Annotated in this window: 25 protein-coding genes and 2 tRNA genes; 1 reads left to right on the top strand and 26 read right to left on the bottom strand. The window is 36.0% G+C overall.

The annotated features are described in order from the left end of the window. Nucleotides 1-13: 13 nt before the first annotated feature. Together mutY and JN09_RS04505 are read right to left on the bottom strand one after the other, a co-directional pair. Nucleotides 14-1,036 (bottom strand): A/G-specific adenine glycosylase, encoded by a 1,023-nt coding sequence (mutY, locus tag JN09_RS04510; protein ID WP_204433148.1) that lies wholly within the window; start codon nt 1,034-1,036, stop codon nt 14-16. Further along, nucleotides 1,017-1,556: a histidine phosphatase family protein gene (locus JN09_RS04505; protein ID WP_204433147.1), complete on the bottom strand. Its 540-nt coding sequence runs from the start codon at nt 1,554-1,556 to the stop codon at nt 1,017-1,019. Before JN09_RS04505 ends, mutY begins: the two co-directional genes overlap by 20 nt. A gap of 123 nt (nt 1,557-1,679) precedes the next feature. On the opposite strand from JN09_RS04505, the gene JN09_RS04500 reads away from it, so the two are divergent. Then, complete coding sequence (locus tag JN09_RS04500; RefSeq protein WP_204433146.1) at nt 1,680-2,297, top strand: nitroreductase family protein; 618 nt, start codon at nt 1,680-1,682, stop codon at nt 2,295-2,297. Between the two features lie 39 nt (nt 2,298-2,336). On the opposite strand, the gene JN09_RS04495 is transcribed toward JN09_RS04500, so the two are convergent. The 24 genes from JN09_RS04495 to JN09_RS04380 form a co-directional block, all read right to left on the bottom strand. Continuing rightward, entirely contained in the window at nt 2,337-2,672 is a 336-nt protein-coding gene (locus tag JN09_RS04495; protein ID WP_204433144.1) for a hypothetical protein, read from the bottom strand. Then, nucleotides 2,672-3,994: a C1 family peptidase gene (locus tag JN09_RS04490; protein ID WP_204433143.1), complete on the bottom strand. Its 1,323-nt coding sequence runs from the start codon at nt 3,992-3,994 to the stop codon at nt 2,672-2,674. Before JN09_RS04490 ends, JN09_RS04495 begins: the two co-directional genes overlap by 1 nt. 88 nt (nt 3,995-4,082) lie before the next feature. Then, nucleotides 4,083-5,396, bottom strand: coding sequence for an endonuclease (locus tag JN09_RS04485; RefSeq protein ID WP_204433142.1), 1,314 nt, complete (start codon nt 5,394-5,396; stop codon nt 4,083-4,085). Nucleotides 5,397-5,421: 25 nt separating this feature from the next. Next, a tRNA-Arg gene (locus JN09_RS04480) sits at nt 5,422-5,497 on the bottom strand. 69 nt (nt 5,498-5,566) lie between these two features. Continuing rightward, nucleotides 5,567-6,358 carry an ABC transporter permease gene (locus JN09_RS04475; protein WP_204433139.1) on the bottom strand — a complete coding sequence of 264 codons (792 nt, stop codon included), beginning with the start codon at nt 6,356-6,358 and terminating at the stop codon, nt 5,567-5,569. A 3-nt stretch (nt 6,359-6,361) separates the two neighbouring features. Next, entirely contained in the window at nt 6,362-7,186 is an 825-nt protein-coding gene (locus JN09_RS04470) for an ABC transporter permease (RefSeq protein WP_204433132.1), read from the bottom strand. Continuing rightward, a complete protein-coding gene (locus JN09_RS04465; RefSeq protein WP_373422798.1) occupies nt 7,167-8,162 on the bottom strand; it encodes an ABC transporter ATP-binding protein in 996 nt (331 codons plus the stop codon). The genes JN09_RS04470 and JN09_RS04465 overlap by 20 nt, the downstream gene beginning before the upstream one ends. A 201-nt stretch (nt 8,163-8,363) precedes the next feature. Further along, nucleotides 8,364-8,675 carry a zinc ribbon domain-containing protein YjdM gene (locus JN09_RS04460; protein WP_204433236.1) on the bottom strand — a complete coding sequence of 104 codons (312 nt, stop codon included), beginning with the start codon at nt 8,673-8,675 and terminating at the stop codon, nt 8,364-8,366. 140 nt (nt 8,676-8,815) lie between these two features. Then, nucleotides 8,816-8,892 (bottom strand) — tRNA-Arg (locus JN09_RS04455). Between the two features lie 109 nt (nt 8,893-9,001). Next, nucleotides 9,002-9,430 (bottom strand): MarR family winged helix-turn-helix transcriptional regulator, encoded by a 429-nt coding sequence (locus JN09_RS04450; RefSeq protein WP_204433124.1) that lies wholly within the window; start codon nt 9,428-9,430, stop codon nt 9,002-9,004. Nucleotides 9,431-9,559: 129 nt separating this feature from the next. Further along, nucleotides 9,560-10,222 carry a class I SAM-dependent methyltransferase gene (locus tag JN09_RS04445; RefSeq protein WP_204433117.1) on the bottom strand — a complete coding sequence of 221 codons (663 nt, stop codon included), beginning with the start codon at nt 10,220-10,222 and terminating at the stop codon, nt 9,560-9,562. Then, on the bottom strand, nt 10,222-11,496 hold the full coding sequence (gene rpoD, locus JN09_RS04440) for an RNA polymerase sigma factor RpoD (RefSeq protein ID WP_204433116.1): 1,275 nt from the start codon (nt 11,494-11,496) through the stop codon (nt 10,222-10,224). Before rpoD ends, JN09_RS04445 begins: the two co-directional genes overlap by 1 nt. A 2-nt stretch (nt 11,497-11,498) precedes the next feature. Then, a complete protein-coding gene (locus JN09_RS04435; RefSeq protein WP_204433115.1) occupies nt 11,499-12,575 on the bottom strand; it encodes a sigma-70 family RNA polymerase sigma factor in 1,077 nt (358 codons plus the stop codon). Further along, entirely contained in the window at nt 12,572-14,329 is a 1,758-nt protein-coding gene (gene dnaG / locus JN09_RS04430; RefSeq protein WP_204433114.1) for a DNA primase, read from the bottom strand. The genes JN09_RS04435 and dnaG overlap by 4 nt, the downstream gene beginning before the upstream one ends. Before the next feature lie 19 nt (nt 14,330-14,348). Beyond that, nucleotides 14,349-15,722, bottom strand: coding sequence for a glycine--tRNA ligase (locus JN09_RS04425; RefSeq protein WP_204433113.1), 1,374 nt, complete (start codon nt 15,720-15,722; stop codon nt 14,349-14,351). A 9-nt stretch (nt 15,723-15,731) separates the two neighbouring features. Then, nucleotides 15,732-16,388, bottom strand: a complete 657-nt coding sequence (gene recO, locus JN09_RS04420; protein WP_204433112.1) for a DNA repair protein RecO — start codon at nt 16,386-16,388, stop codon at nt 15,732-15,734. Then, a complete protein-coding gene (era, locus tag JN09_RS04415) occupies nt 16,372-17,265 on the bottom strand; it encodes a GTPase Era (protein WP_204433110.1) in 894 nt (297 codons plus the stop codon). The genes recO and era overlap by 17 nt, the downstream gene beginning before the upstream one ends. Then, nucleotides 17,255-17,662 carry a cytidine deaminase gene (cdd, locus tag JN09_RS04410; RefSeq protein WP_204433108.1) on the bottom strand — a complete coding sequence of 136 codons (408 nt, stop codon included), beginning with the start codon at nt 17,660-17,662 and terminating at the stop codon, nt 17,255-17,257. Before cdd ends, era begins: the two co-directional genes overlap by 11 nt. Next, nucleotides 17,659-18,075, bottom strand: a complete 417-nt coding sequence (ybeY, locus tag JN09_RS04405; protein WP_204433106.1) for an rRNA maturation RNase YbeY — start codon at nt 18,073-18,075, stop codon at nt 17,659-17,661. The genes cdd and ybeY overlap by 4 nt, the downstream gene beginning before the upstream one ends. After that, complete coding sequence (locus tag JN09_RS04400) at nt 18,075-19,019, bottom strand: PhoH family protein (RefSeq protein ID WP_204433102.1); 945 nt, start codon at nt 19,017-19,019, stop codon at nt 18,075-18,077. The genes ybeY and JN09_RS04400 overlap by 1 nt, the downstream gene beginning before the upstream one ends. An 83-nt stretch (nt 19,020-19,102) precedes the next feature. Further along, complete coding sequence (rpsU, locus tag JN09_RS04395) at nt 19,103-19,276, bottom strand: 30S ribosomal protein S21 (RefSeq protein ID WP_030004591.1); 174 nt, start codon at nt 19,274-19,276, stop codon at nt 19,103-19,105. Nucleotides 19,277-19,364: 88 nt separating this feature from the next. Then, nucleotides 19,365-20,078, bottom strand: a complete 714-nt coding sequence (locus JN09_RS04390) for an RsmE family RNA methyltransferase (protein WP_204433101.1) — start codon at nt 20,076-20,078, stop codon at nt 19,365-19,367. Nucleotides 20,079-20,144: 66 nt separating this feature from the next. Then, nucleotides 20,145-20,567 carry a hypothetical protein gene (locus tag JN09_RS04385; RefSeq protein ID WP_204433099.1) on the bottom strand — a complete coding sequence of 141 codons (423 nt, stop codon included), beginning with the start codon at nt 20,565-20,567 and terminating at the stop codon, nt 20,145-20,147. A 131-nt stretch (nt 20,568-20,698) separates the two neighbouring features. Further along, nucleotides 20,699-21,013: zinc ribbon domain-containing protein (locus JN09_RS04380; RefSeq protein ID WP_204433097.1), on the bottom strand; the 315-nt coding region annotated here is incomplete at its 5' end.

Below are 21,013 nucleotides of genomic sequence, written 5' to 3'. Positions count from 1 at the left end.
ATTCGGTGTCTTTTTATTTACGTGAACGATTTATTTTGTCCAGTACTTGTTTATGGGCAGTTGCAATCGCGACTTCTTTATAGTCTTTGAATGATAGTATTCCACTTGGTTTGATTACTTTCACGTAATAAACGTCCATCTCCCAAATCATATGAGTGAATACATGTCTGTAATGTCCTAATGGTTCATAATTATTGACAACATACCCATATTCCTCAAGGCTAGTAATCGCATAATGAATAGACTCAGCCTCGATTTGAGGCAATAAGAATAATCCATTTAAGAGTCTATTTTCTTGTTTTAATAGTATTAGATTACCATCTTCATCTTCTAAAACGAAAGTGATATACTGAAAGTTTTTCTTCGCATTTTTCTTATCCTTGACTGGAATCATGGACTGTTTTTGTGCCTTATAAGCCTTACAATCCTGATTAATGGGACATATATCACATAGCGGTTGGGATTTTCTGCATACAGTAGCCCCCAGTTCAATCATCGCTTGTGTATAATCGGCTGGTCTATCGTCGTCAATGAGTGGTAAGTTGATTTCCTCAAGTTTTTTTTTGACCTCATTTGAGTCGATTGAATCCTCGATTAACGCATACCGAGCCAATACTCTACTTACGTTGCCGTCAATTGCCGATGCTTTCTGGTCAAACGCAATAGATGCAATCGCACCAGCCGTATAAGGACCGATTCCTTTCAACTTCATTAATGAGGCTTTCGTATTAGGCATGATGCCATCATACTTTTCCATAATTACTCTAGCAGTAGCTTGCATATTTCGAACACGAGAATAATAGCCCAGCCCTTCCCATAGTTTTAACAAAAGAGCCTCATCCGCTTCTGCAAGGGCTCTTATATCTGATAACGTATTGATGAACCTTTCATAATAAGGCATAACCGTGACTGCTTGAGTTTGCTGCAGCATAATCTCTGATACCCATATTTTATAAGGATCTTTGGTATGTCTCCAAGGCAAATCTCTTTTAGACTCATCATACCAAGTTAAGAGTTTACTTGAAAAATGACTCATCTAAATCTAACTCCCTAATGCCACAATGTTCAATCATATCATTAATATGAGTGAAGGATGACATCACAATACCATGACATACGACAATCACTTTATCATATTTTAAATAGGGTTTAAGGGCAATTCTAGAGCGTTTTTGTACCTCTTCCATAGATTCCCAATTGTATTTGGTTTCATCGTTTCTAATACCGTTGTTACCAATAAACTCTGGATATGCTAATGAAACATCATCACGGTCTGAAAATGTTACATCTGGCATCCATTCATGCAAATCGGTCTCAACGGTTAAATTGATTTGTGTATTCTTTGAAACGATTGCAGCGGTTTGGAGTGCTCTTGTATAAGGTGAGCTTACTATAATGTCTGCACCTTCTAATCGCAGGTCTTTGGATACCTCATGAGCCTGTAAAACGCCACGATCAGTTAGTTTCCCTAAATCGTATCCTTGATTCTTAAAACCACGTGCTACTACTTCATCATATCGTGGTTCACCATGTCGAATGAATATAAATTTTGTCATTTTAACACCTCCTAAATAGTATACCATATTTATATGGTTTTATAGAATTGACGTAATTATGAGCATATTACGAAACCGAACAAATCACTCATGTTATAATCTTTTAGGAACGAGGTATTGTATATGAAAACAAATAATGATTTTAAAGATATTCTTCTTAACAGAAGATCTGTACGTAAGTACAAAACAGATGTAGTGATTACGGATGAAACCATTAAGACACTATTCGATGAGGCTTTAAGAGCACCATCCGCAAATAACCTTCAACCTTGGACATTCAAGGTAATCAAAACTCTAGAAGCTAAGGCAAAATATTCACATCTATTTCCATGGAATAGAAACCAATATGAAACATCTTCCTTCATGGTCGTAATCTTAGCCGATAAGAAATATGCTTCAAGAGCTGAAATGATTTACAATCAACAAGTTGAAAGAGGCACCATGGCTGCTGATGTCAGAGACCGTCATTTAAAAGCTTTCGAAGAAGCTCAAGTCAACGAACTCGATGTCATTAAAACAGCTTACTTAGACGCAGGATTTGTCGCAATGAACTTAATGTTAAATGCTAGAGCATTTGGCCTTGATACATGCCCAATTGGTGGTTTTGATAAAGCAAATGCACCAATAGCATTTAATCTTCCTGACCATGAAGCCGTTATGGCGTTGTCCTTTGGCGTTAAAGATGATGAAGGATACCCTTCATTACGTCTAGGATTTGATGCAGTTGGATCAATCGAATAATCAAAAAAGTCATCTCTAGCGAGTTGACTTTTTTTTCTATTAATCGTAAAACTCTACCCATGTATAAGGTTCAAATGCGATATCATGTTCATTTAGAAATGATTTAATCTCATTTAAGCCGGATACTTGATCAAAGTTTCTTGTGATATATTCAATCATCAAGGTATCCGAGTAGTTATGATGTTTAGTTAATGTAAAGAACAGTTTTTCTTTATTCACTTTATCTAATATGATGCTTTCCTCATACTTATTTCTACTAGATACATAGAGTGTTTTATCAATAGTGATCCCTAAGTCATAATAAGTAAAGATAAGCCTCTTTGAAGAATCCATATCGAGTGATAGGCAGTAACCATCTTTACGACAGAATTCCATTATGCTAAAGCTCCCATTGGATCCCATGGTTTTAATCGAACTGGGGACTGATTATAAGCAGCTAGTTCTGCTTTAGATAAATACTTCTTATGAACCACTGCTTGATAAGTATGCTCCATAAACCAAGTATGACTCATTAAATAATATCCCTTATTGCCTTTATCGCTACCCCAACTGTTTTCGATCTTCCATTTCGTTGGTTTGCCTTCTACTAAATTAACGCCTGTGATAACCATTGCATGGTTCATCGCACCTTGTAAGTAATCTAGTCTTTGAGCTTTAGTCATTTTTAGTGGCATTTGCAATATGGATTCAAAATCATAGGCTTGGTCATCCCAAATGCCTTTTTCGCGGTCACCATCTCTAGCGACGTCCGCACCAAACCAAACAATTTCTCTGTCTTTAAGTTGATTAATCGATAGTTCTACCAGTCTGTTCATCTCTAAGTTTAAGTGTTTGATTTCTTTTCCACCAACGACATTGCCCAGATAATCAATCGTATAACTCTTCATATAAGGTTTATCTTCAGTTGGCGCATGTATGACGGATACATAGTCTTCTAAATCAATCCCAATTTGATGATAAAACTCAACAGGTGTGACATTTTCTACACGCTCATAAACGTTGTCTTTGTTTACCGTTTCAAAAGTGAATGCTTTTGGAGGTAGTCCAAATGAGTCACATAAAAACGCATATAACTCTTTCAAAACGGATGCTTTAAGCTGTTCTTTAAGCTCATGTTTGCCAAACTTGACGCATTCACGTGCTTCTGCTGCATATTTTCTTAACTTAATATTGATGATTCGGTTCATTAAAGCGGTATTACTAGATTGATGTGTTTCAGGCATTGCTTCTTTAGGAACAACCCCATACTTCAGTACCAATGAAACAAACATATCCCATTGGCCACCATCTTGAATACCTTGTTGTAATAAATGCTTTAGCGTGCGATCATCCGCATCGACGGTTAGAAAATCTTCCACCGATTCTAAAAAATAATTAATCTTTTCGAATTTATCCCAAAATGCTTGATAGTTTTGAGAAAGTTCAAAGTCTTTAAGTTGATGTTTTTTTGCAATCAATTCTCTTAATACGTTCAATCCTGCAAATAACCAACAACGCCCAGAAGCTTTTTGGTTTGTAACAGGCAGTGTATCAATATCAATGGAGAATTTAAACTGGGTGTCTGCTTGTGCCTCATTAACATAGGCTACACTGTCCAAACTCGTTTTTGATAGAACCCTTCTTACAACTTTATGAATGTCATTTGCTTGATAGTCTTTTTCCAAAGACGCAATCTTGTTTATACTAACTGCTTTCATAAAAAATCCCCCCTATTATTGACTATTATACTCCTTTGAGCCTTTATGTAAATAAAAACCGTGAGATTCATCGTCTCACGGTTAGTTTTTAGTTATAGATATGTCCAACAAGTTCTGGGTAATCTACAAATGGATTACGGTTGCCTTGATAACCGTAAATAACATTATTTCTGTTTCTTTCAAAATCATCTACTGGGTCTTCAGCATGCCATAATAATAACGTAGCTAAGTCACCCATTTGATAAGTGTAAGGTGTAACAACACCAGTTAAGTTCACAAGTGATAAACGATCATATCTGATATCCATATAGAAAAGAATTCTTGCGATATCGCCTTTGATTTCTTGTCTATTTGGTGCATATGAATAAGGTGTTGTAGAAGGTCCAAACCACTTGTTACTTCTTGAGGTATTGATAGATTTATCAGAAGGTTTTAGGTTATGTAAATCAGAAGCTGAGTTGATCGTACTTCCAGCGTCTTCACCTAATAAGGATTGTGGCCATACGTGTTCTCTGTTCCATGTATTACCTGCATCCCATTGTGCTCTTCTTGATTGTCCTGTATAGAATTCTATTAGATTGCTACTGTTGTTTGGATCTCTATCAGAAACTTGAAGTGCATTTTTTGCATAGTCATAGTTCTTACCTTGCATTTGTTCTAACAAGTTATTTAAGAAAATAATTAAGTTAGCACCCGTTAATCCTTCCATACCATCATAGTAAGCTTCATGAGCGAAACTACGCCATTTAGCAGTAACAATTGTATCCTTTAGGATTGGATCCGAGAAATTAAACGGTTTATCCGCAATATACCAACCATCGAACTGTGACCCTTCTTTAGTTGGACTAGCAGGAATGCTTGCATAGCCTTTTGCAGGAACTGTTTGTGCACTAACTTGAGTACCACCTAATGTATCAAATACAACTTGATAAGAATCTAAATTGAATTCTCCATATAAATAAAGATTACTCGTAACTGGTTTTGAAAAATCATATGTGTCATTTCCATCTGTCCACTCTCTAAACACATAGTGTTCACGAGTTGGAGCAATTGGTTCTGTAAGCAGTGATCCATGTTCTACTTCAACTGGTGCGATTTGAGTACCCGCATTGATAAAAGTAACTGTGTATTTATTTATAATCCATTTACCATACACGTTATGATTGTCCGTAATTGCTATTCCGGTGTTGAACTCTTGATCACCTTCAAACCATCCTGCAAAAACATAACCTTCTTTAGTTATATTTTGAGGAAAATTTGCAACTTTTCCAGATTCAACTTTTAAAGTGATTGCTTCTTCACCATTCATTGGGTCAATCTTAACCGTGTATGTCTTACTAACACATGCCACCAATAATAATGCCATAACCAATGATAGGCTTAATAATACTAATTTTTTCATATTTTACTCCCTTATTATGTAAAAATGGCGATCCGAAAAGGACTCGAACCTTCAACCGTTACCTTAGGACGGTACTGCTCTATCCATTGAGCTACCGGACCACTAGTATCTATAATATCACGAAGTCTATATGAAATAAACCTTAAAAAACCTCTAAATAAGTGTTTTTCCTAACTTCCGGCACTTTCATAACGTTTTAGACCTTTTTTCCAAATAAAATAGGCAACAAATAACATTAAAGTACTTGCGATTGCCACATACAATGTTGGTAACCACATAGATTGATCAAACAATAAAGCCCTTATCGGGAAAAATATAACAACAGAGAAAGGCAGAATGAATGTTAATAGAAATTGAATAGAGCGGCTAAAGATATCAATTGGATACTTAGCAAAGTTTGAAAAATCATATATTAATGTCATGACTTCAATGCTACGTTTGGTCCAAAATGATAACGATCCAAATATCAATTTGATTGAAAAGAAAAACCACATTGCGAAAAATCCACATATGATTAAAGCGATGGCGCTTGATACTGTCCAGTTAATCGATAACTTAAGCCCAAATACGCTTAAGAAGATGATGCCAAGTATCAGTTCACCAAATCCCTCTAGTTGAATCATTTCTGCAACCAGTTGAAACAGTGGGTTTAGGGGTTTTATCAAATACTTGTCCAAAATCCCTCTTGTAATCCCCCCGTTGGCTAGTTGCCAAATTTGGTCTGAAAATATATGGTCTATTGCTTTTGGAATCAAATAATACCCATACAAAAACCCCATCATGTTTAAGTCCCATCCGTTTAGTGCTGGTATCGCAGAGATGGTTAAGTATAGTGTCGAAAATATTATGGTGTTTTCAAGTAAAAATCCAAATATGCCTATGAACGCATCAAATCTATACGCCAGTCTGGCCTTGATGCTTCTAGAGACATAGTAAGGATATAATTTCAAATATTTCATCATAGACTATCCTCCTACGCTAACCACACGTTTTTTAATCCCATTAAACGTCAATGTGCATAACATGTTTAATACAAGAACCCAAATAAGTTGAATGACAAAGGCTTTGAGCAACTCTGTGCCATTTAAGCTACCCATCAAAATCATAATTGGTTTTTCAACCATACTTTGAAATGGTAAAAAGTTCAATATGTTTTGAAGCCAAACAGGGAAAAATGAAGAAGGTAGTAAACTTCCCGAGAAAAATGACATCGTGATATTTTTTATTATCATTAGTCCGAAAAGTGCATTTGTGAATAACGCGACTTCACCAATTAAGAAATTGAGTGAGTCAGCAATCATAAATGACAAAATCGCACTGATGAAAAAGAATACGAAATCAAGTACGCCTGGTATTGGTGCGCCTATTGTGATTGTCAACAAGATGATAGAGGCAGTCATAAGCGGAATAAACATCAATATTAAAGAGGAAAGAAAGTTTCCAAACCCCTCTGCCAGCAAGCGGTATCGATAATTAATTGGCCTAATCAGACTAATTGCGATGTTTCCTTCGTAAATATCTTCACCAATTATCCAAAATGAAGCTGAGGCAAATACCAATGAGGTCGCAACCCTAGCGTATATAAGGTATGAGACCATTTGTTTGAAAGTCATACCATTAATAACGTCACCACTTGCGTTTTGATAGATTGCACTCCATAGAAAATAGAGTATTAACAAGGAAATAATATCTCCAAGTAACCACCCAAAAGCACTAAACTTATAGGCGAAACCACTTAAGATACCTGCCTTGCTAAAGGCCATGTATTTCTTAATATTTCTTGGTTTCATAGATATGTTTCACAATGCTTTCTAGAGAGTTCTCTGTGATATGAATGTCTGATACTGATGCATTTTCAAGTATGACGCTCAACACTTGATTAATGCTCAACTTCGAAATATCAAATGAGATATTATAGGTGTTATCGGTTTGAACCACTTCACACAAACCATCAAATTTATCCGTAATGCGGGATTGGTCAAAACCTTCTGAAGATGAGAAGGTAATATGTCTGATGTCGCCAAACTTCTTCTTAATCATGCTTAATGGCCCATCATAAAGAATAACGCCTTCATCCAATATAATGACTCTTTGACACAAGTCTGTGATGTCATCCATATTATGTGTGGTTAATACGATTGTTGTATTATAGCGTTTATGAATCTCTTTAATGGCTTTGATCATTCTGTCTTTAACAAGGACATCTAATCCAATCGTTGGTTCATCTAAGAATAAGATTTTTGGATTATGAATGAGGCTTGCTGCTAAATCCGCTCTCATTCTTTGACCAAGGGATAAGGTTCTAACTGGTTGGTTAAGAAACGGATCTAGTTCTAGTACATCTTTGATGAATTCAAATCTTTCTTTGTAATCAGACTCCTTGATGTCATAAATTTGCTTCAAAATCGTCAACGATTCTATTAACGGTAAATCCCACCATAGTTGTGTTCTTTGCCCAAAAACAACGCCTATTTTACCTAAGACGTTGCTTCTTTGCTTTGGATGGTATGGTAAATACCCATCCACATAGATTTCCCCTTTGGTTGGCGTTAGGATTCCACACATCATTTTAATGGTGGTAGACTTACCAGCACCATTCGCACCGATATACCCAACAATCTCACCTTCGTCTAAGCTAAAGGAGATGCCCTTTACTGCCTCAGTTACCGTGTATTTCATACTAAAAAGTGTCTTAAACATCCCCACGATTCCCGGTTTTCTAACAGGCTTCTTAAACTCTTTTCTTACATCCTTTAATTCAATAATTGCCATAGTTTTTTACCTCGATTTATTATACCTAAATTATAGCAATTGAATGGAAAAAGACCTATAGCGTAAACGTTTTCATAATTTCAGTTTTTTTATCGTCTCCATTGAAGACTTTGTTTTGGCTTTAGGCAAAAAAAAGAAACTCAATTGAGTTTCTGTTGAATGAATCATTAGAAGTTTAAATGCCCATTTAGGTCATTAGGCTTTTTTGACAAACGCACTCTTTAGGTTCATATTGCCAAAACCTGGAATACGGCAAGCAATATTATGATCGCCTTCTTGAATTTTAATGTTATCCACTTTCGTTCCTTGTTTGAGGTTATTAGAAGCCCCTGATACCTTTAAGTCTTTGATAATGATGACGCTATCTCCATCAAACAATTTGTTGTTATTGGAATCTAAAATAAAAACTTCCGGGTTCTTCTCCCATTGATATTGGCATGCAGAACACACGAGCATATCATTTTCTTCATACGTGTATTCAAATCCACAACTTGGACAGTTCACTATTAATCACCTTTCTTTTTTATTAATTACTAGGTTCCCTAGTCATGGTTAGAATTATAACATCAATACCATTAACAAGCAAAAATAGAAAAATTACTATAAAAAAATGCCACACCAACGTGTAGCATTAATTAATTTCAAAATGGCGATGCAGGAGAGATTCGAACTCCCGACCGACGGCTTAGAAGGCCGTTGCTCTATCCAACTGAGCTACTGCACCATTTTTGACAGCAAAGATATTATAACCCATATCGACGTGGATGTAAAGAGATTAAATAATAAAAATTCGGATAATTATATAAAAAGAAAAGGGACTAAGTCCCTCGCCTCTATAATTTGCCTGCTGAATTTATTTTGTTTAAAATTCTGTACAGAGTTTTAGTGTCTTGTTCGCCTAAATGCTTCATTAACTTAGTAATTCTAGCATAGTAAACGTCTTGTACACTTTCAACAAATGTGCGTCCTTTTTCAGTTAGCAGCACATATGTAACACGGTGATCCGATTTTGAATCTCTACGTGTTAGGTACCCATCTTCAACAAGTTTATTCATCTTGTGCGTAATGGCTGGTAATGTAACCTTCAATCTCTTGGCGATAGCACTTGGTTTAATTCCTTCTGGATCCCCAAACGCAACCGAGAATAAAAGTGTGATGTCAGCATCGCTCAATTGATACTTTTTGTGACGATAAATACCACTCTTTCTTAAGCCCTGCAAAGCTCTTTCGAAATCTTGTGCAAAAACTAATTTTTCATTCATAGTAATTCCCCCCTTACTATATATACCATTATATCTTTTTTTTTAAGAAAGTGTAAAGAAAAAGTTAATAAAAGTAAAGAAAATTCGGATTTTCACATATTTTAATATTTTATAGGTGAAAAAACGGTTTCATTCTTCCGATAACACTACAGATGACTTAAGGCTATTTATAGCATTTTTAAGCCAATTTATCTGTACTTCAAGCATTTTTTGTCTTTTATTTGGAACTTTTGCATATAAGTTTGTTGTTAACTTGAGTAAATGTTCATAATAGGAAATGGATTCGACTTTTCTCTTTAGAATTGGTCCTAAATAAGCATCTTCTTTAGTTAATGCCTGAAAGTTTTTTACCAATACAAATAATATATAGTAAAACCTCTCATGGACTACAACTTCATCGATTATCTGAAATCCATTTTCGCTTAGAAATTCTCTAAATTGATCAATATGAGTATGTACAGACACGATGTATTTGTGGGGGACTTTATGCGGCTGCATAAGAATCGTTTTAACAAGGTGCATGCCCATACCTGCGATTGCAACACCGTCAAAGCTATCTTCGATGTTTAAGAAACCATTTGAAAGTGCAAATGACACTTTATCAGATAGCCCAGAGGATTCTATGTTCTTTTTAGCATTATTAAGTGGCTGTTCATTAATGTCAGCAGCAATCCCTCTTTTGATATGGTGATTACTAAGTGCATCAATCAATAAATAGCCGTGATCGGTACCGATATCTAGTAAGGTATCAATCCCTACAGTTAGTTTACTTAAAGCTTCAATCCGTTTCATTATTTACGCGTTAAATTAAAGTCTTTAAGTTTCTTTTGACGAGATGGTTGTCTAAGTTTTCTTAAGGCCTTAGATTCAATTTGACGAATACGTTCGCGGGTAACACCAAACTCTTTACCAACTTCTTCTAGTGTATGAGTTTTGCCATCTAATAAGCCATATCTTAATCTTAGTACTTTTTCTTCTCTGTCAGTTAAGGTTTCTAATACTTCATCTAAGGTACGTTTAACCATTTCTTGAACGGTATATTCATAAGGGTTAAGCGCTGTAGGGTCAGAGATAAAATCTCCTAAAGATGAATCTTCTTCTTCACCTACTGGGGCTTCTAGAGAGATTGGTTCTTGAGCAATTTTTTGAATTGCTTGCACACGTTCAGCAGTAATACCCATACGTTCACCAATTTCTTCAGGTGAAGGTTCACGTGATAATTCTTGTACAAGTTGACGTTGAATTCTAACGAGTTTGTTAATCGTTTCAACCATGTGAACTGGGATACGAATGGTTCTAGCTTGGTCTGCGACAGCTCTTGTGATGGCTTGTCTAATCCACCAAGTTGCATAAGTAGAGAACTTAAATCCTTTTTCATGATCAAACTTATCTACTGCACGCATTAAGCCCATGTTACCCTCTTGGATTAAGTCTAAGAATAACATGCCTCTTCCAACGTAACGTTTCGCAATCGATACAACCAAGCGATAATTCGCTTCAACAAGACGATTTTTAGCATACTGTGCATCTTCAACCATGTTTTCAAGTTGAAGTCTATCCGCTTCAGGAATTTCATATCCGTCTCTTTTAGCTTCTTCGAGTTGTTCTTGAGCCATTCTACCGTTATTAACACGAATAGCATAATCCACTTCTTCATCGCCTTTTAAAAGCGGGATACGGCCGATTTCTTTTAAATACATTCTAACTGGGTCATCGACCTTGATGCTTGATGGCAGTGATTCGATATTTAAAAGTTCTTCTTCTTTAATGTCTTCGATTTCTAATGACGATAATGACAATTGATCAAAATCCATTTCTTCAATGTCATCTTCTTCCTCTTCTTCTTCAATATCTAACAAAACAGGTGCTTGTTCAACCTCTACATCGATTTCTTCTTCCTCATCGGAATCATTGGTAATGTCAATGTCTTTATCCAGCAACGCTTGTTCGATTTCTTTATAGTTTTTTGAATCAAATGGGGCGATTTTGATGACTTCATCAAAACTTACATAACCGTTTTTTTCACCTTTTTTGATTAAATCTGCGATAATTTTATCTAGGTTCATCACTATTCTCCTTCTTTAATAAATAATATGCCAGCTTGTCTGAGCGTAGCTAAACTCTTAGATATGATTTGGCGAATGCGTTCACGAGTTAACCCCATAAAATTGCCTATTTCCTCTAAAGTATAATACTTGCCGTCGTATAGACCAAAGCGATAGCGAATGACTTGCTCATCTCTCTGTCCTAAACCTTTTAACATTTCTGTTATTTGTTCTTTTTCTTTTTCCATTAAGTAGTTTTGTTCAGGATTTAATACATCCGAAGCGATAAAATCTGATAAGGTTGCGTCTTCTTCACTTCCGACTACTTTGTCTAGAGATACAACTTCTTGAGTCAATTGTTCATAATACATCACTTTTGACACTGATACCCCTAACGCTTCCGCAATCTCTTCTGCGGTTGGATGTCTATCCAAACTCATACTTAATTCATTTTTGATTCTTACCATTCGGTTTAGATCCTCAACCAAATGGACAGGTATTCTAATGGTTTTAGATTGTTTTGCAATCGCACGTGAAATGGCTTGTCTAATCCACCAGGTGGCATAAGTGGAAAACTTATTGCCCATACGGTAATCAAACTTATCCGCCGCTTTCATTAACCCCATTGAACCTTCTTGAACAATGTCCAGTAAATCCATTTTTCCATCGTATTTACGAGCAATAGATAAAACCAATCGCAGATTTGAAACCACAAGTTTATTTTTCGCATTAACAGCGTTTTCAATGGTTTTTTTGCGTTCTTCCTCTAATATTGGATCATCTAGGATGCCTTTAGCCATGGCTTCATGACCTAAAAAAATGGTTTTTGTGATTTCTTTTTCTTCTTCAAGTGTTAATAACTTAATATCGCCCATCTCTTTTAAGAATAAGTGATAGCTATCTAACGGTTTATCTTTCGGTATTTCAATAATAGGTGGTAACTCTTCTTCATATATGATTTCATAATTAGAGCTTTCGATTTCTTTCTTACATAAATCGAATAAAGCGTCATCCATATCGGTAAGATCTAATATGTCTCCGAGTGGGATTTTTTTAGTATCTTTGTATTGTTCTAATAATCCTTTGATAGACTCTTTCATGTGTTTACCTGCCTTTTACTGATTTTATTTTTCAGTGCCTTTTGCTTTTCAACCATTGTTGTCTGAGTATATGCTTCTTTTTCTTGTTTAATCTCAACGAGTAATGCTTTGTATGCCTTTGTATCTGTGATTGTTGACATCACATCCAGTAAGCGTGTAATGGCATCTTCATCAAAAATGAACTGTCCACCCCATTCAATTTGTGAGGTCACTTTATCATTAAGAACTGTTATTTGGTCTTCATCAAGCATGGTCTTAAATGTTTCTAAATCAAATGTTGAGTAAGATTTATAATAGCCATGCATCAAGGTTGTTCTTAATCTAAATAAATCCATATCAGCCACAAGCTGAGTACCCAATGCCTGATCAATACGGGTTGATGCAGATGGGTCTTTCATCATCGCAATCACAAGCTGTTTTTCAGCATGAAAATACTTTAGTGGCAATTCACGCTTGGCTTGTTGAGGCTTAGAATCATTTCGTGGGATACGTTCAATCTCAGGTTTTGGTCTGACTGCGTCGTAGCTTACACCTAAGTCATTGGATAATTTCTTTAAATAGATTTCTCTAATGCTGTTATCCTTGCCACGAAGTAAACTTATGACATTTTTCTTAAATGCATTGATATCATTTGCGTTGGTTAGGTCTAATCCATTTTTATAGTAATCATACCCAAACTGAACGGGATCAATGCTTTCAGATATCAACGCTTGGTAAGCCTCTTTACCGTTTTTCTTAACGAAGTCATCGGGATCTAGCCCGTCTCTTAAGCGAAGAATATCGACTCTTAAGCCAGCTTCTTGTAAAAGCGGAATTGCTTTCATAGTGGCATTTTGACCGGCTGAATCGCCATCATAAGCGACGATAACATGGTTAGTGTGCTGTTTGATGAGCTCAGCTTGTTTTTTAGTCAGTGCGGTTCCCATGGTTGCAACCCCGTAAGGAATACCAGCTCTATAAGATGCAATAACATCAAAGAATCCTTCGTGCAGAATCACTTTCTTACTCATTCGTATTTCTCTTAAAACAGATGAGAGATGATAAAGTGTTTCGCCTTTATGGAATATGACCGTTTCCGGTGTGTTGAGATACTTAACTTGATCATTATCTAAAGTTCTACCACTGAAGCCAACGACTCTACCAAGTGGATCGTGGACAGGAAATGTGATGCGGTAACTCATTAAGTCATAATAAGTACCATCTTCTCTTCGTTTCACTAATCCTGCAGATTCCATCTGATCTGGGTTAAAGCTCTTGTTTTTTAGAATATTAAATAATGCATCTTTCTCTTTTGGTGCTAGCCCAATTTGAAAGTGTTTAATTTCATCAATTGAAAGACCACGTTTCGTTAAATACTCAATTGCGATTTTACCTGATTCTGAATTGTGAAGGTAAAACTCATAAAATATATTGGCTTCCTTCATAATCGCATGTTCGACTTGGTCTTGTTCACCCTTTTTTACAACATTAAGTTTAATGCCTAGGGGTTCTGCCAGTGCTAGCGCGGCTTGTTCGAAACTTACATTTTTGATTTTTTGGTAAAACACAATTGGGGTTCCACCTTCACCACAAGCCATACATTTGGCCAAGTGCTTTTCTGGTGAAACGCTGAAGGATGGACTTTTGTCGTCGTGAAATGGACATTGGCCCATAAAGTTTTTGCCTTTTTTAACGAGATTGACATACGGGCTAACTAAGGCAACGATATCGGTCTTTTCATTAATTTCATCGATTAAGTTACGTGGAATTGCCATAAAAAGACCTCCTTCTCAATTAAAATGATACGTGTTTTTGGATAAATGCTTGTAAATCAGCAACAGCTACTTTTTCTTGTAGCATTGTGTCTCTAAAGCGAACAGTCACCGTATTTTGTTCTAATGTTTCATCGTCTACAGTAATACATAGCGGTGTCCCAATTTGATCTTGTCTACGGTAACGTTTACCAATATTTTGAGTTTCATCATAAGTTGTTTGTGTGAACTTAGAAACAATCTCTAATAACTCCAATGACTTTTCTTCATGGCGTTTTTTGATTAATGGTAAAATCGCTACTTGATAAGGTGCTAAAGCTGGATGTATTTTCAATACTTCTCTTATTTGTCCATCAGCCAGCGTCTCTTCTTCATACGCTTGAGTTAAGAATGCCATTAATAGTCTTTCAACCCCAACAGATGGTTCTACAACATATGGTAAGTAACGTTCGTTGGTTTCTGGGTCTAAGTATTCTAAGGATTCTTTAGATTGTGTCTGATGGGCGTTTAAGTCGAAGTTTGTTCTCGATGCAATCCCCCATAATTCATCAAATCCCCATGGGAAGTTAAATAAAATGTCTGTGGTTGCATTTGAATAGTGAGATAATTCTTTTGGATCATGGTCATGTAATTGAAGGTTTTCTTGTTTTAACCCTAAATCTTTTAACCAATTGATGCAATAATTTCTCCAGTAGTTGAACCATTCGATTTCAGTCCCTGGTTTGCAGAAGAATTCAAGTTCCATTTGTTCAAATTCGCGTGTTCTGAAAATGAAGTTACCTGGTGTAATTTCATTTCTGAACGATTTACCTACTTGGCATACCCCAAATGGGACTTTACGACGTGTGGTTCTTTGAATGTTCTTAAAGTTGATAAAAATTCCTTGTGCAGTTTCCGGTCTTAGATATACTGTATTACCAGCACTTTCAGTGACACCTTGAGAAGTTTTAAACATTAGGTTGAATGCTCTAATTTCAGTCCAGCCTACTTTACCACAATTTGGACATCCTACTTGATTATCCATTAAATATTTGTGTAATTCATCGTTTGTCCATGAACTTGGATTTACTGTGAAGTTTGTATGTTCCTCAATTAATTTATCGGCTCTATGGCGAGTATTACAAAATTTACACTCTGTTAATGGGTCTGAGAAGCCACCGACGTGACCACTTGCTACCCAAACTTGTGAATTCATTAAAATCGATGAATCCAATAAGACGTTGTATCTATTTTCATCATGGAATTTCTTTAACCATGCTTTTTTAATATTGTTTTTTAACAAACTACCTAGTGGACCATAGTCCCAAGTATTTGCTAAACCACCGTATAATTCTGACCCTTGATAAATAAAACCTGTTTGCTTAGCATAGGTCGTTAATTTTTCTAGACTAATCATGTTATCCCTCTATTCTCTTAAACCTTTAATATCATATTCTAGATGGTATCGATAAAAGGTTCTAATAAATGTTTCTATTTTCATTATTTCATCACTCGTTAAGGTGAGTTCGTCCTCTTGTTTATAAAAGTACACTTTCGATAACAAGACGGTTTCTTCTAAACCGATTTCTGGATAAAGTCTATTGGTTTTGGTTGCTACTCTAGCTTCTTTAATCGAGAAACCAACAGGATCATTACCAACAAAATCTAACCCATATCCCAATAGAAATAACAATTTGACTGCAAAAATCAAATGTGCCATCTCAACATTAGTATTTATGTACTCCAAAAGCGAATAAACTTTATCATGTGGCAGATCTTCTGTGATTAGATGATCAATGAGTTCTAAAATGATGGCTATATGTTTCGTTTGTTGATAACTTACTTTTACCTGTCTATAGTCATTTAATAAAAGCGGTTTAGACAAACTATACATGTCTTTATCTTTCATATCAAACTCTATTAGTGTTAGGTATTGAGCAAGATGTCTGTGTTCATTTTTTAAACTCTTGATTCCATTGGCTACCAAAGTGACTTTTCCTGTTGGCGTATAAACAAACAGTAGTTTTGATGACTCTTTATAGTCTAGTGTTTTATAGATTAAGCCTTTATTCCGATTTGTCATAGCCAAATGCCTTTAAATCTGAAGGTCGATTTCGCCAGTCCTTTTTCACTTTAACCCAAAGGACTAAATGAATCTTTGTATCTAGTATTTTATTGATTTCTTTGCGGGCTTCTGTACCAATTTCTTTGAGCATTTGGCCGCCTTTACCAATTAGAATTTGTTTTTGTGTACTACGTTCAACCACAATGGTTGCATGTACTTCATATGTCTCATCTACCATTTCTGTATGTTCGATGACTACAGCTACTGCGTGAGGGACTTCTTCTTGGGTTTTATAAAGAACTTTCTCACGGATGATTTCAGCCATGATTTGGAAATCCGTTTGATTCGTGATTTCGTCAGTTCCAAATAGTGGATAGCCCTCTTGTAGGTCTTCTTGAAGTGCTGTAATTAGTTTATCAATGTTAAGGTTTTCTTTCGCTGATATAGGGAAAAACCCCTTAAATGGAAATGCTCCTAAATAAGACATAATGATTTTATCGATCTCAGCCTTTGATTTAAGTTCATCAATTTTGTTAATGATTAAATAGACCGGGCTGTCGATGTCTTTAAACAATCTAATGATTTGGTCTTCGCCAAATCCTTTTGCTTGGTCTACCATGAATAAGACTGCATCCATGCCTTGAATGGAACTGTAGGCAGTTTCATCAAGGATTCTACCCAGTTGGTGCTTAGGTTTATGTATCCCCGGTGTATCAACGAAGACGATTTGATAATCCTCCGTTGTCTTTATACCCAATATTCGGTTTCTAGTTGTTTGAGGTTTTGGGCTCGTGATCGCAATCTTTGACCCAATTACCTGGTTTAAGAAAGTAGATTTACCGACATTAGGCTTTCCTACTATACTTACGAATCCACTTTTAAAATTACTCTTCATTATGCTCAACTTCGTCAAATGAATAAGGCAATAGTTCTTTGATGTTTGTAGGTTTGATATCGCCTTTTAGGTTAGATAAGTAGATTGGTGTGTTTTTTGGCATCAATTCATTCATCACTTGTCGGCATGCCCCACAAGGACTAATTGGTTGATCGGTCCCACCAGTGACAGCAAGTGCCACGATGTCTTCTTTATGATACCCTTGGCTATAAGCCGAGAATAGTGCACTTCTTTCCCCACAATTGGATAAACCATATGAAGCATTTTCAATATTTGCGCCATGAATGACGGTGCCATCTTTCATTAATAAAGCTGCACCAACGCCAAAGTTTGAATACGGCGAGTAAGTTTTTTGTCTTGCTTTAATTGCTTCTTGAACTAATTGTTCCTTTGTCATTTTATAACCCTCTCTAAATTTGCTTTCTTTAAGATTTCTTCTTGTTTTGTGAACATCACTTTTTCATCTTCTTCGGTATGATGGTCATACCCAAGTAAATGTAAATAGCCGTGTACAGATAAGAAGCCAATTTCTCTTTCAATGCTGTGATTGTAGTCACTAGCTTGTTCTTTTGCTCTATCTAGGCAAATAAATATGTCACCGATATAATCGTCTTCTTTATCTGGAAAACTAATTACATCCGTCACTTTGTCAATTCCTCTATAATCTCGATTCATTGTTTTAATTGCATCAGATGTTAGGAAGATGACACTCATTTCCTCTTTTGTGTCGACTTGCTCGAATATTCTTTTGATTAATACTTCGGCTTGTTCTGTGTTTTCTTCTGTTTGATTGTAAAATGTAATATCCATTAGGACTCATACCTTTCTAGTATTCTTTGAACCAGTGGATTTCTAACAACATCCAACCGTTTGAAATGAACGACCTTAATCGCTTCAATATCTCCTAACAAGTTAATGGCTTCGGTTAATCCAGAACTGATACCTCTGGGTAAGTCTGCTTGAGACGGATCCCCAGTAATAACCATTTTGGATGAAAACCCTAGTCTTGTAAGAAACATCTTCATTTGCGTTGGGGTTGTGTTCTGTGCTTCATCTAAAATGATGAAGGCATTTTCTAGCGTACGCCCACGCATGTAAGCAAGTGGCGCAATTTCAATGACTCCTTTTTCCATAAGTGAAGTGGTTAGTTCAAACCCTAAAAACTCATAGAGGGCGTCATATAGTGGAATCAAATACGGATCCACTTTTTCCTTCAAATCCCCCGGTAGGAATCCTAAGGACTCACCGGCTTCAACCGCAGGTCTAGTTAAAATCAGTTTTTTGACTTTATTGTCTTTTAAGTAACTAACTGCTTGAGCAACGGCAAGATAGGTCTTACCTGTTCCTGCAGGGCCGACTCCAAAGACCATATCCGATTGGATCAATGCTTCATGGTAGACTTTTTGAGTGAATGTTTTCGGGTAAATTGGTTTGCCTTGCTGATTGATAATAATGTGCTTTCTACGTAAAAAAAGATTTTCAACATCTTCTAGTTCATTGGCTTCAGCTAATTTAATGAGATAAAGAACATCTCTTTCAGACAGTGATACTTGTGATGCAATCAAAATCATTTTTTCTAATACGCTTTCCATTATGGAACAAACAGCTAGATCAACACAATCGGTATGAAACTCAGTATTTGTAAGAACCAAATTAACATTAAAATAGGTCTTAAAGACCTCTAAGTTCTTATCGAATGCACCGACAATGTTATACGCCAATTCCGGCTCTTTTAGAACTACATTCAACTTCATTCAATCACTCCTAGGTTTATTATATCATAATAAAGGTGAAAAATAAGTCATTTAATAAAAGAAAAAAGCACAAATTCATGTGCTTATTTTTTATTGCTTCGAGCTGCTTGGCGCTTTAATTTACGATCAACACTAGGTTTAACGTAAAACTCGCGCTTACGTGCTTCTGCGAGGGTGCCAGATCTAGAGACGTCACGTTTAAAACGACGCAATGCATCTTCTATAGATTCGGTTTCACGTACTACGATTTTAGGCATGTCTGCCCTCCTTCCGCACTTAAAAATCCTTAAGCCGTTATCATTATATCGAATTTAATACTGTTTGTAAAGCCTTTTATCAATGATTTTAATTTGATTGACTTTCCAGATGTGCGTCAATGACGCTCAAGGCGTATAGACAGGCAATTTCCGTCTGCAGTATTCTTTTTCCTAATCCTACTCTCTGAAAACCTTTGGATGCTAAAAACGCCAGTTCTTTCTCGTCAATACCGCCTTCTGGGCCGACTAAGATTGCTACAGAATCTCCTTTTTGAATGTTTTTAACACAATCTAAGAAAGAAACATCTTTATCATTCTCATACGCTACCCATAAATGATCAAAACGATACTCTAATTTATCAAGTGACTCCTTATAGGATATCTGTGGAACGGCATCTCTGTGCGATAACCTTGAAGCTTCATAAGCTATTTTTAGAAAACGGTCCATTTTTTTGTCAATAGAACTACTATCATAAGAAACGATGCTTCTTTTCATGGGTACAAAGATTATCTCTGATACCCCAAATTCAGTTGCGTATTTGGATACAATTTCTTGTTTATCTTGTTTTCCAAGACCTTGTATGAGAGTTATCTTTACATGGTTTGGCACAGAGGCTAATTCTTTTAGATATTGGACCTCTACCATATCTTTATCGATGCTAACAATTTCTGCTAAAAAACAGACGCCACCGACACAAAGTTCGATTTGCTCTTTTGGTCTCATACGCATCACTTTGCCAATATGAAATGCAGTTTCGCCTTTAAGTTCATTGGTTTTTTCCGTGATAAAATAACGTTGCATAAACACACATCCATTCTTGCTAACGACTAGATTATACCTAAATAAGGAACAAAAGAAAAGCCTTCACTATAGAAGGCCTATTCGATTCATTTTTTTGTGACCTGGGTCATCTTGATTTCCCTTGTATTTTTCGTCATCATCATGGTCATTATTTCCCCCACCACGATTCGGATTTTTATGACCTGTAAAATCCCCTTTATCGCCATTTTTGTTCATAATTTCATAGCGGAATAGGTTTTCTCCAGTTAATTCATCTTGAATAACTGTGACGATCATCTTTTCTTCTTCAGATTCATACATAATCTTAATGAAGTTGTCTTTATCAATATAAGCTAAGAATTTATATGTGGTTTCATCATTTGTTTCTTCAATAGGTTCCACCAAAATAAGTTCATTATAACAAATGACATACGTTCTTGTTACTCCTAACATATCTTTAGTGCTGTATGTGATCATTTGAGCATAGGCTCCTCTGTCAGATATAGTCATTTGAACATCAAGTGTACCATTGCGTGAACTACCCACCACTTAAATAGAAGTGGGGGCTTCCTATCCAAACCAGCGTACCCGCCAGTGACTCAATAGGCTATCCCCGTAGTCCCTACGGTTCTAAAATCCTTTTATAACTGAAATGCTAACTTATATTGTCTTAATCCTTCTTTGTTGATATTGATCGCTGCGTTGTGATCTCGATCTAAGTGTAACTCACAACTTGGACACTCAAACACTCGATTAGAGAGTTTGAGGGTAGTATGTAATTCCCCACAACAACTACATCTCTTAGATGATGGATACCACTTATCCATCACCATCAGTGTTTTACCCTGTGTTTCTAACTTATACTTCAAGAAGGCTATAAACCTAGTCCAACCAAATCTAGATACCTGTTTGGCGTAATATGGATTATCTTGAGACATCTCGATGAGATTTAAACC

This window comes from Paracholeplasma morum (assembly GCF_016907055.1).
Lineage (GTDB): Bacteria > Bacillota_I > Bacilli_A > Acholeplasmatales > UBA5453 > Paracholeplasma > Paracholeplasma morum.
This window is presented reverse-complemented; position numbering and strand designations above follow the sequence as displayed.

Coding starts and splice junctions, on each gene's coding strand:
- mutY (WP_204433148.1), bottom strand. CDS start 1,036: ATGAGTCATTTTTCAAGTAAACTCTTAACTTGGTATGATGAGTCTAAA.
- JN09_RS04505 (WP_204433147.1), bottom strand. CDS start 1,556: ATGACAAAATTTATATTCATTCGACATGGTGAACCACGATATGATGAA.
- JN09_RS04500 (WP_204433146.1), top strand. CDS start 1,680: ATGAAAACAAATAATGATTTTAAAGATATTCTTCTTAACAGAAGATCT.
- JN09_RS04495 (WP_204433144.1), bottom strand. CDS start 2,672: ATGGAATTCTGTCGTAAAGATGGTTACTGCCTATCACTCGATATGGAT.
- JN09_RS04490 (WP_204433143.1), bottom strand. CDS start 3,994: ATGAAAGCAGTTAGTATAAACAAGATTGCGTCTTTGGAAAAAGACTAT.
- JN09_RS04485 (WP_204433142.1), bottom strand. CDS start 5,396: ATGAAAAAATTAGTATTATTAAGCCTATCATTGGTTATGGCATTATTA.
- JN09_RS04475 (WP_204433139.1), bottom strand. CDS start 6,358: ATGATGAAATATTTGAAATTATATCCTTACTATGTCTCTAGAAGCATC.
- JN09_RS04470 (WP_204433132.1), bottom strand. CDS start 7,186: ATGAAACCAAGAAATATTAAGAAATACATGGCCTTTAGCAAGGCAGGT.
- JN09_RS04450 (WP_204433124.1), bottom strand. CDS start 9,430: ATGAATGAAAAATTAGTTTTTGCACAAGATTTCGAAAGAGCTTTGCAG.
- JN09_RS04445 (WP_204433117.1), bottom strand. CDS start 10,222: ATGAAACGGATTGAAGCTTTAAGTAAACTAACTGTAGGGATTGATACC.
- rpoD (WP_204433116.1), bottom strand. CDS start 11,496: ATGAACCTAGATAAAATTATCGCAGATTTAATCAAAAAAGGTGAAAAA.
- JN09_RS04435 (WP_204433115.1), bottom strand. CDS start 12,575: ATGAAAGAGTCTATCAAAGGATTATTAGAACAATACAAAGATACTAAA.
- dnaG (WP_204433114.1), bottom strand. CDS start 14,329: ATGGCAATTCCACGTAACTTAATCGATGAAATTAATGAAAAGACCGAT.
- JN09_RS04425 (WP_204433113.1), bottom strand. CDS start 15,722: ATGATTAGTCTAGAAAAATTAACGACCTATGCTAAGCAAACAGGTTTT.
- recO (WP_204433112.1), bottom strand. CDS start 16,388: ATGACAAATCGGAATAAAGGCTTAATCTATAAAACACTAGACTATAAA.
- era (WP_204433110.1), bottom strand. CDS start 17,265: ATGAAGAGTAATTTTAAAAGTGGATTCGTAAGTATAGTAGGAAAGCCT.
- cdd (WP_204433108.1), bottom strand. CDS start 17,662: ATGACAAAGGAACAATTAGTTCAAGAAGCAATTAAAGCAAGACAAAAA.
- ybeY (WP_204433106.1), bottom strand. CDS start 18,075: ATGGATATTACATTTTACAATCAAACAGAAGAAAACACAGAACAAGCC.
- JN09_RS04400 (WP_204433102.1), bottom strand. CDS start 19,019: ATGAAGTTGAATGTAGTTCTAAAAGAGCCGGAATTGGCGTATAACATT.
- rpsU (WP_030004591.1), bottom strand. CDS start 19,276: ATGCCTAAAATCGTAGTACGTGAAACCGAATCTATAGAAGATGCATTG.
- JN09_RS04390 (WP_204433101.1), bottom strand. CDS start 20,078: ATGCAACGTTATTTTATCACGGAAAAAACCAATGAACTTAAAGGCGAA.
- JN09_RS04385 (WP_204433099.1), bottom strand. CDS start 20,567: ATGACTATATCTGACAGAGGAGCCTATGCTCAAATGATCACATACAGC.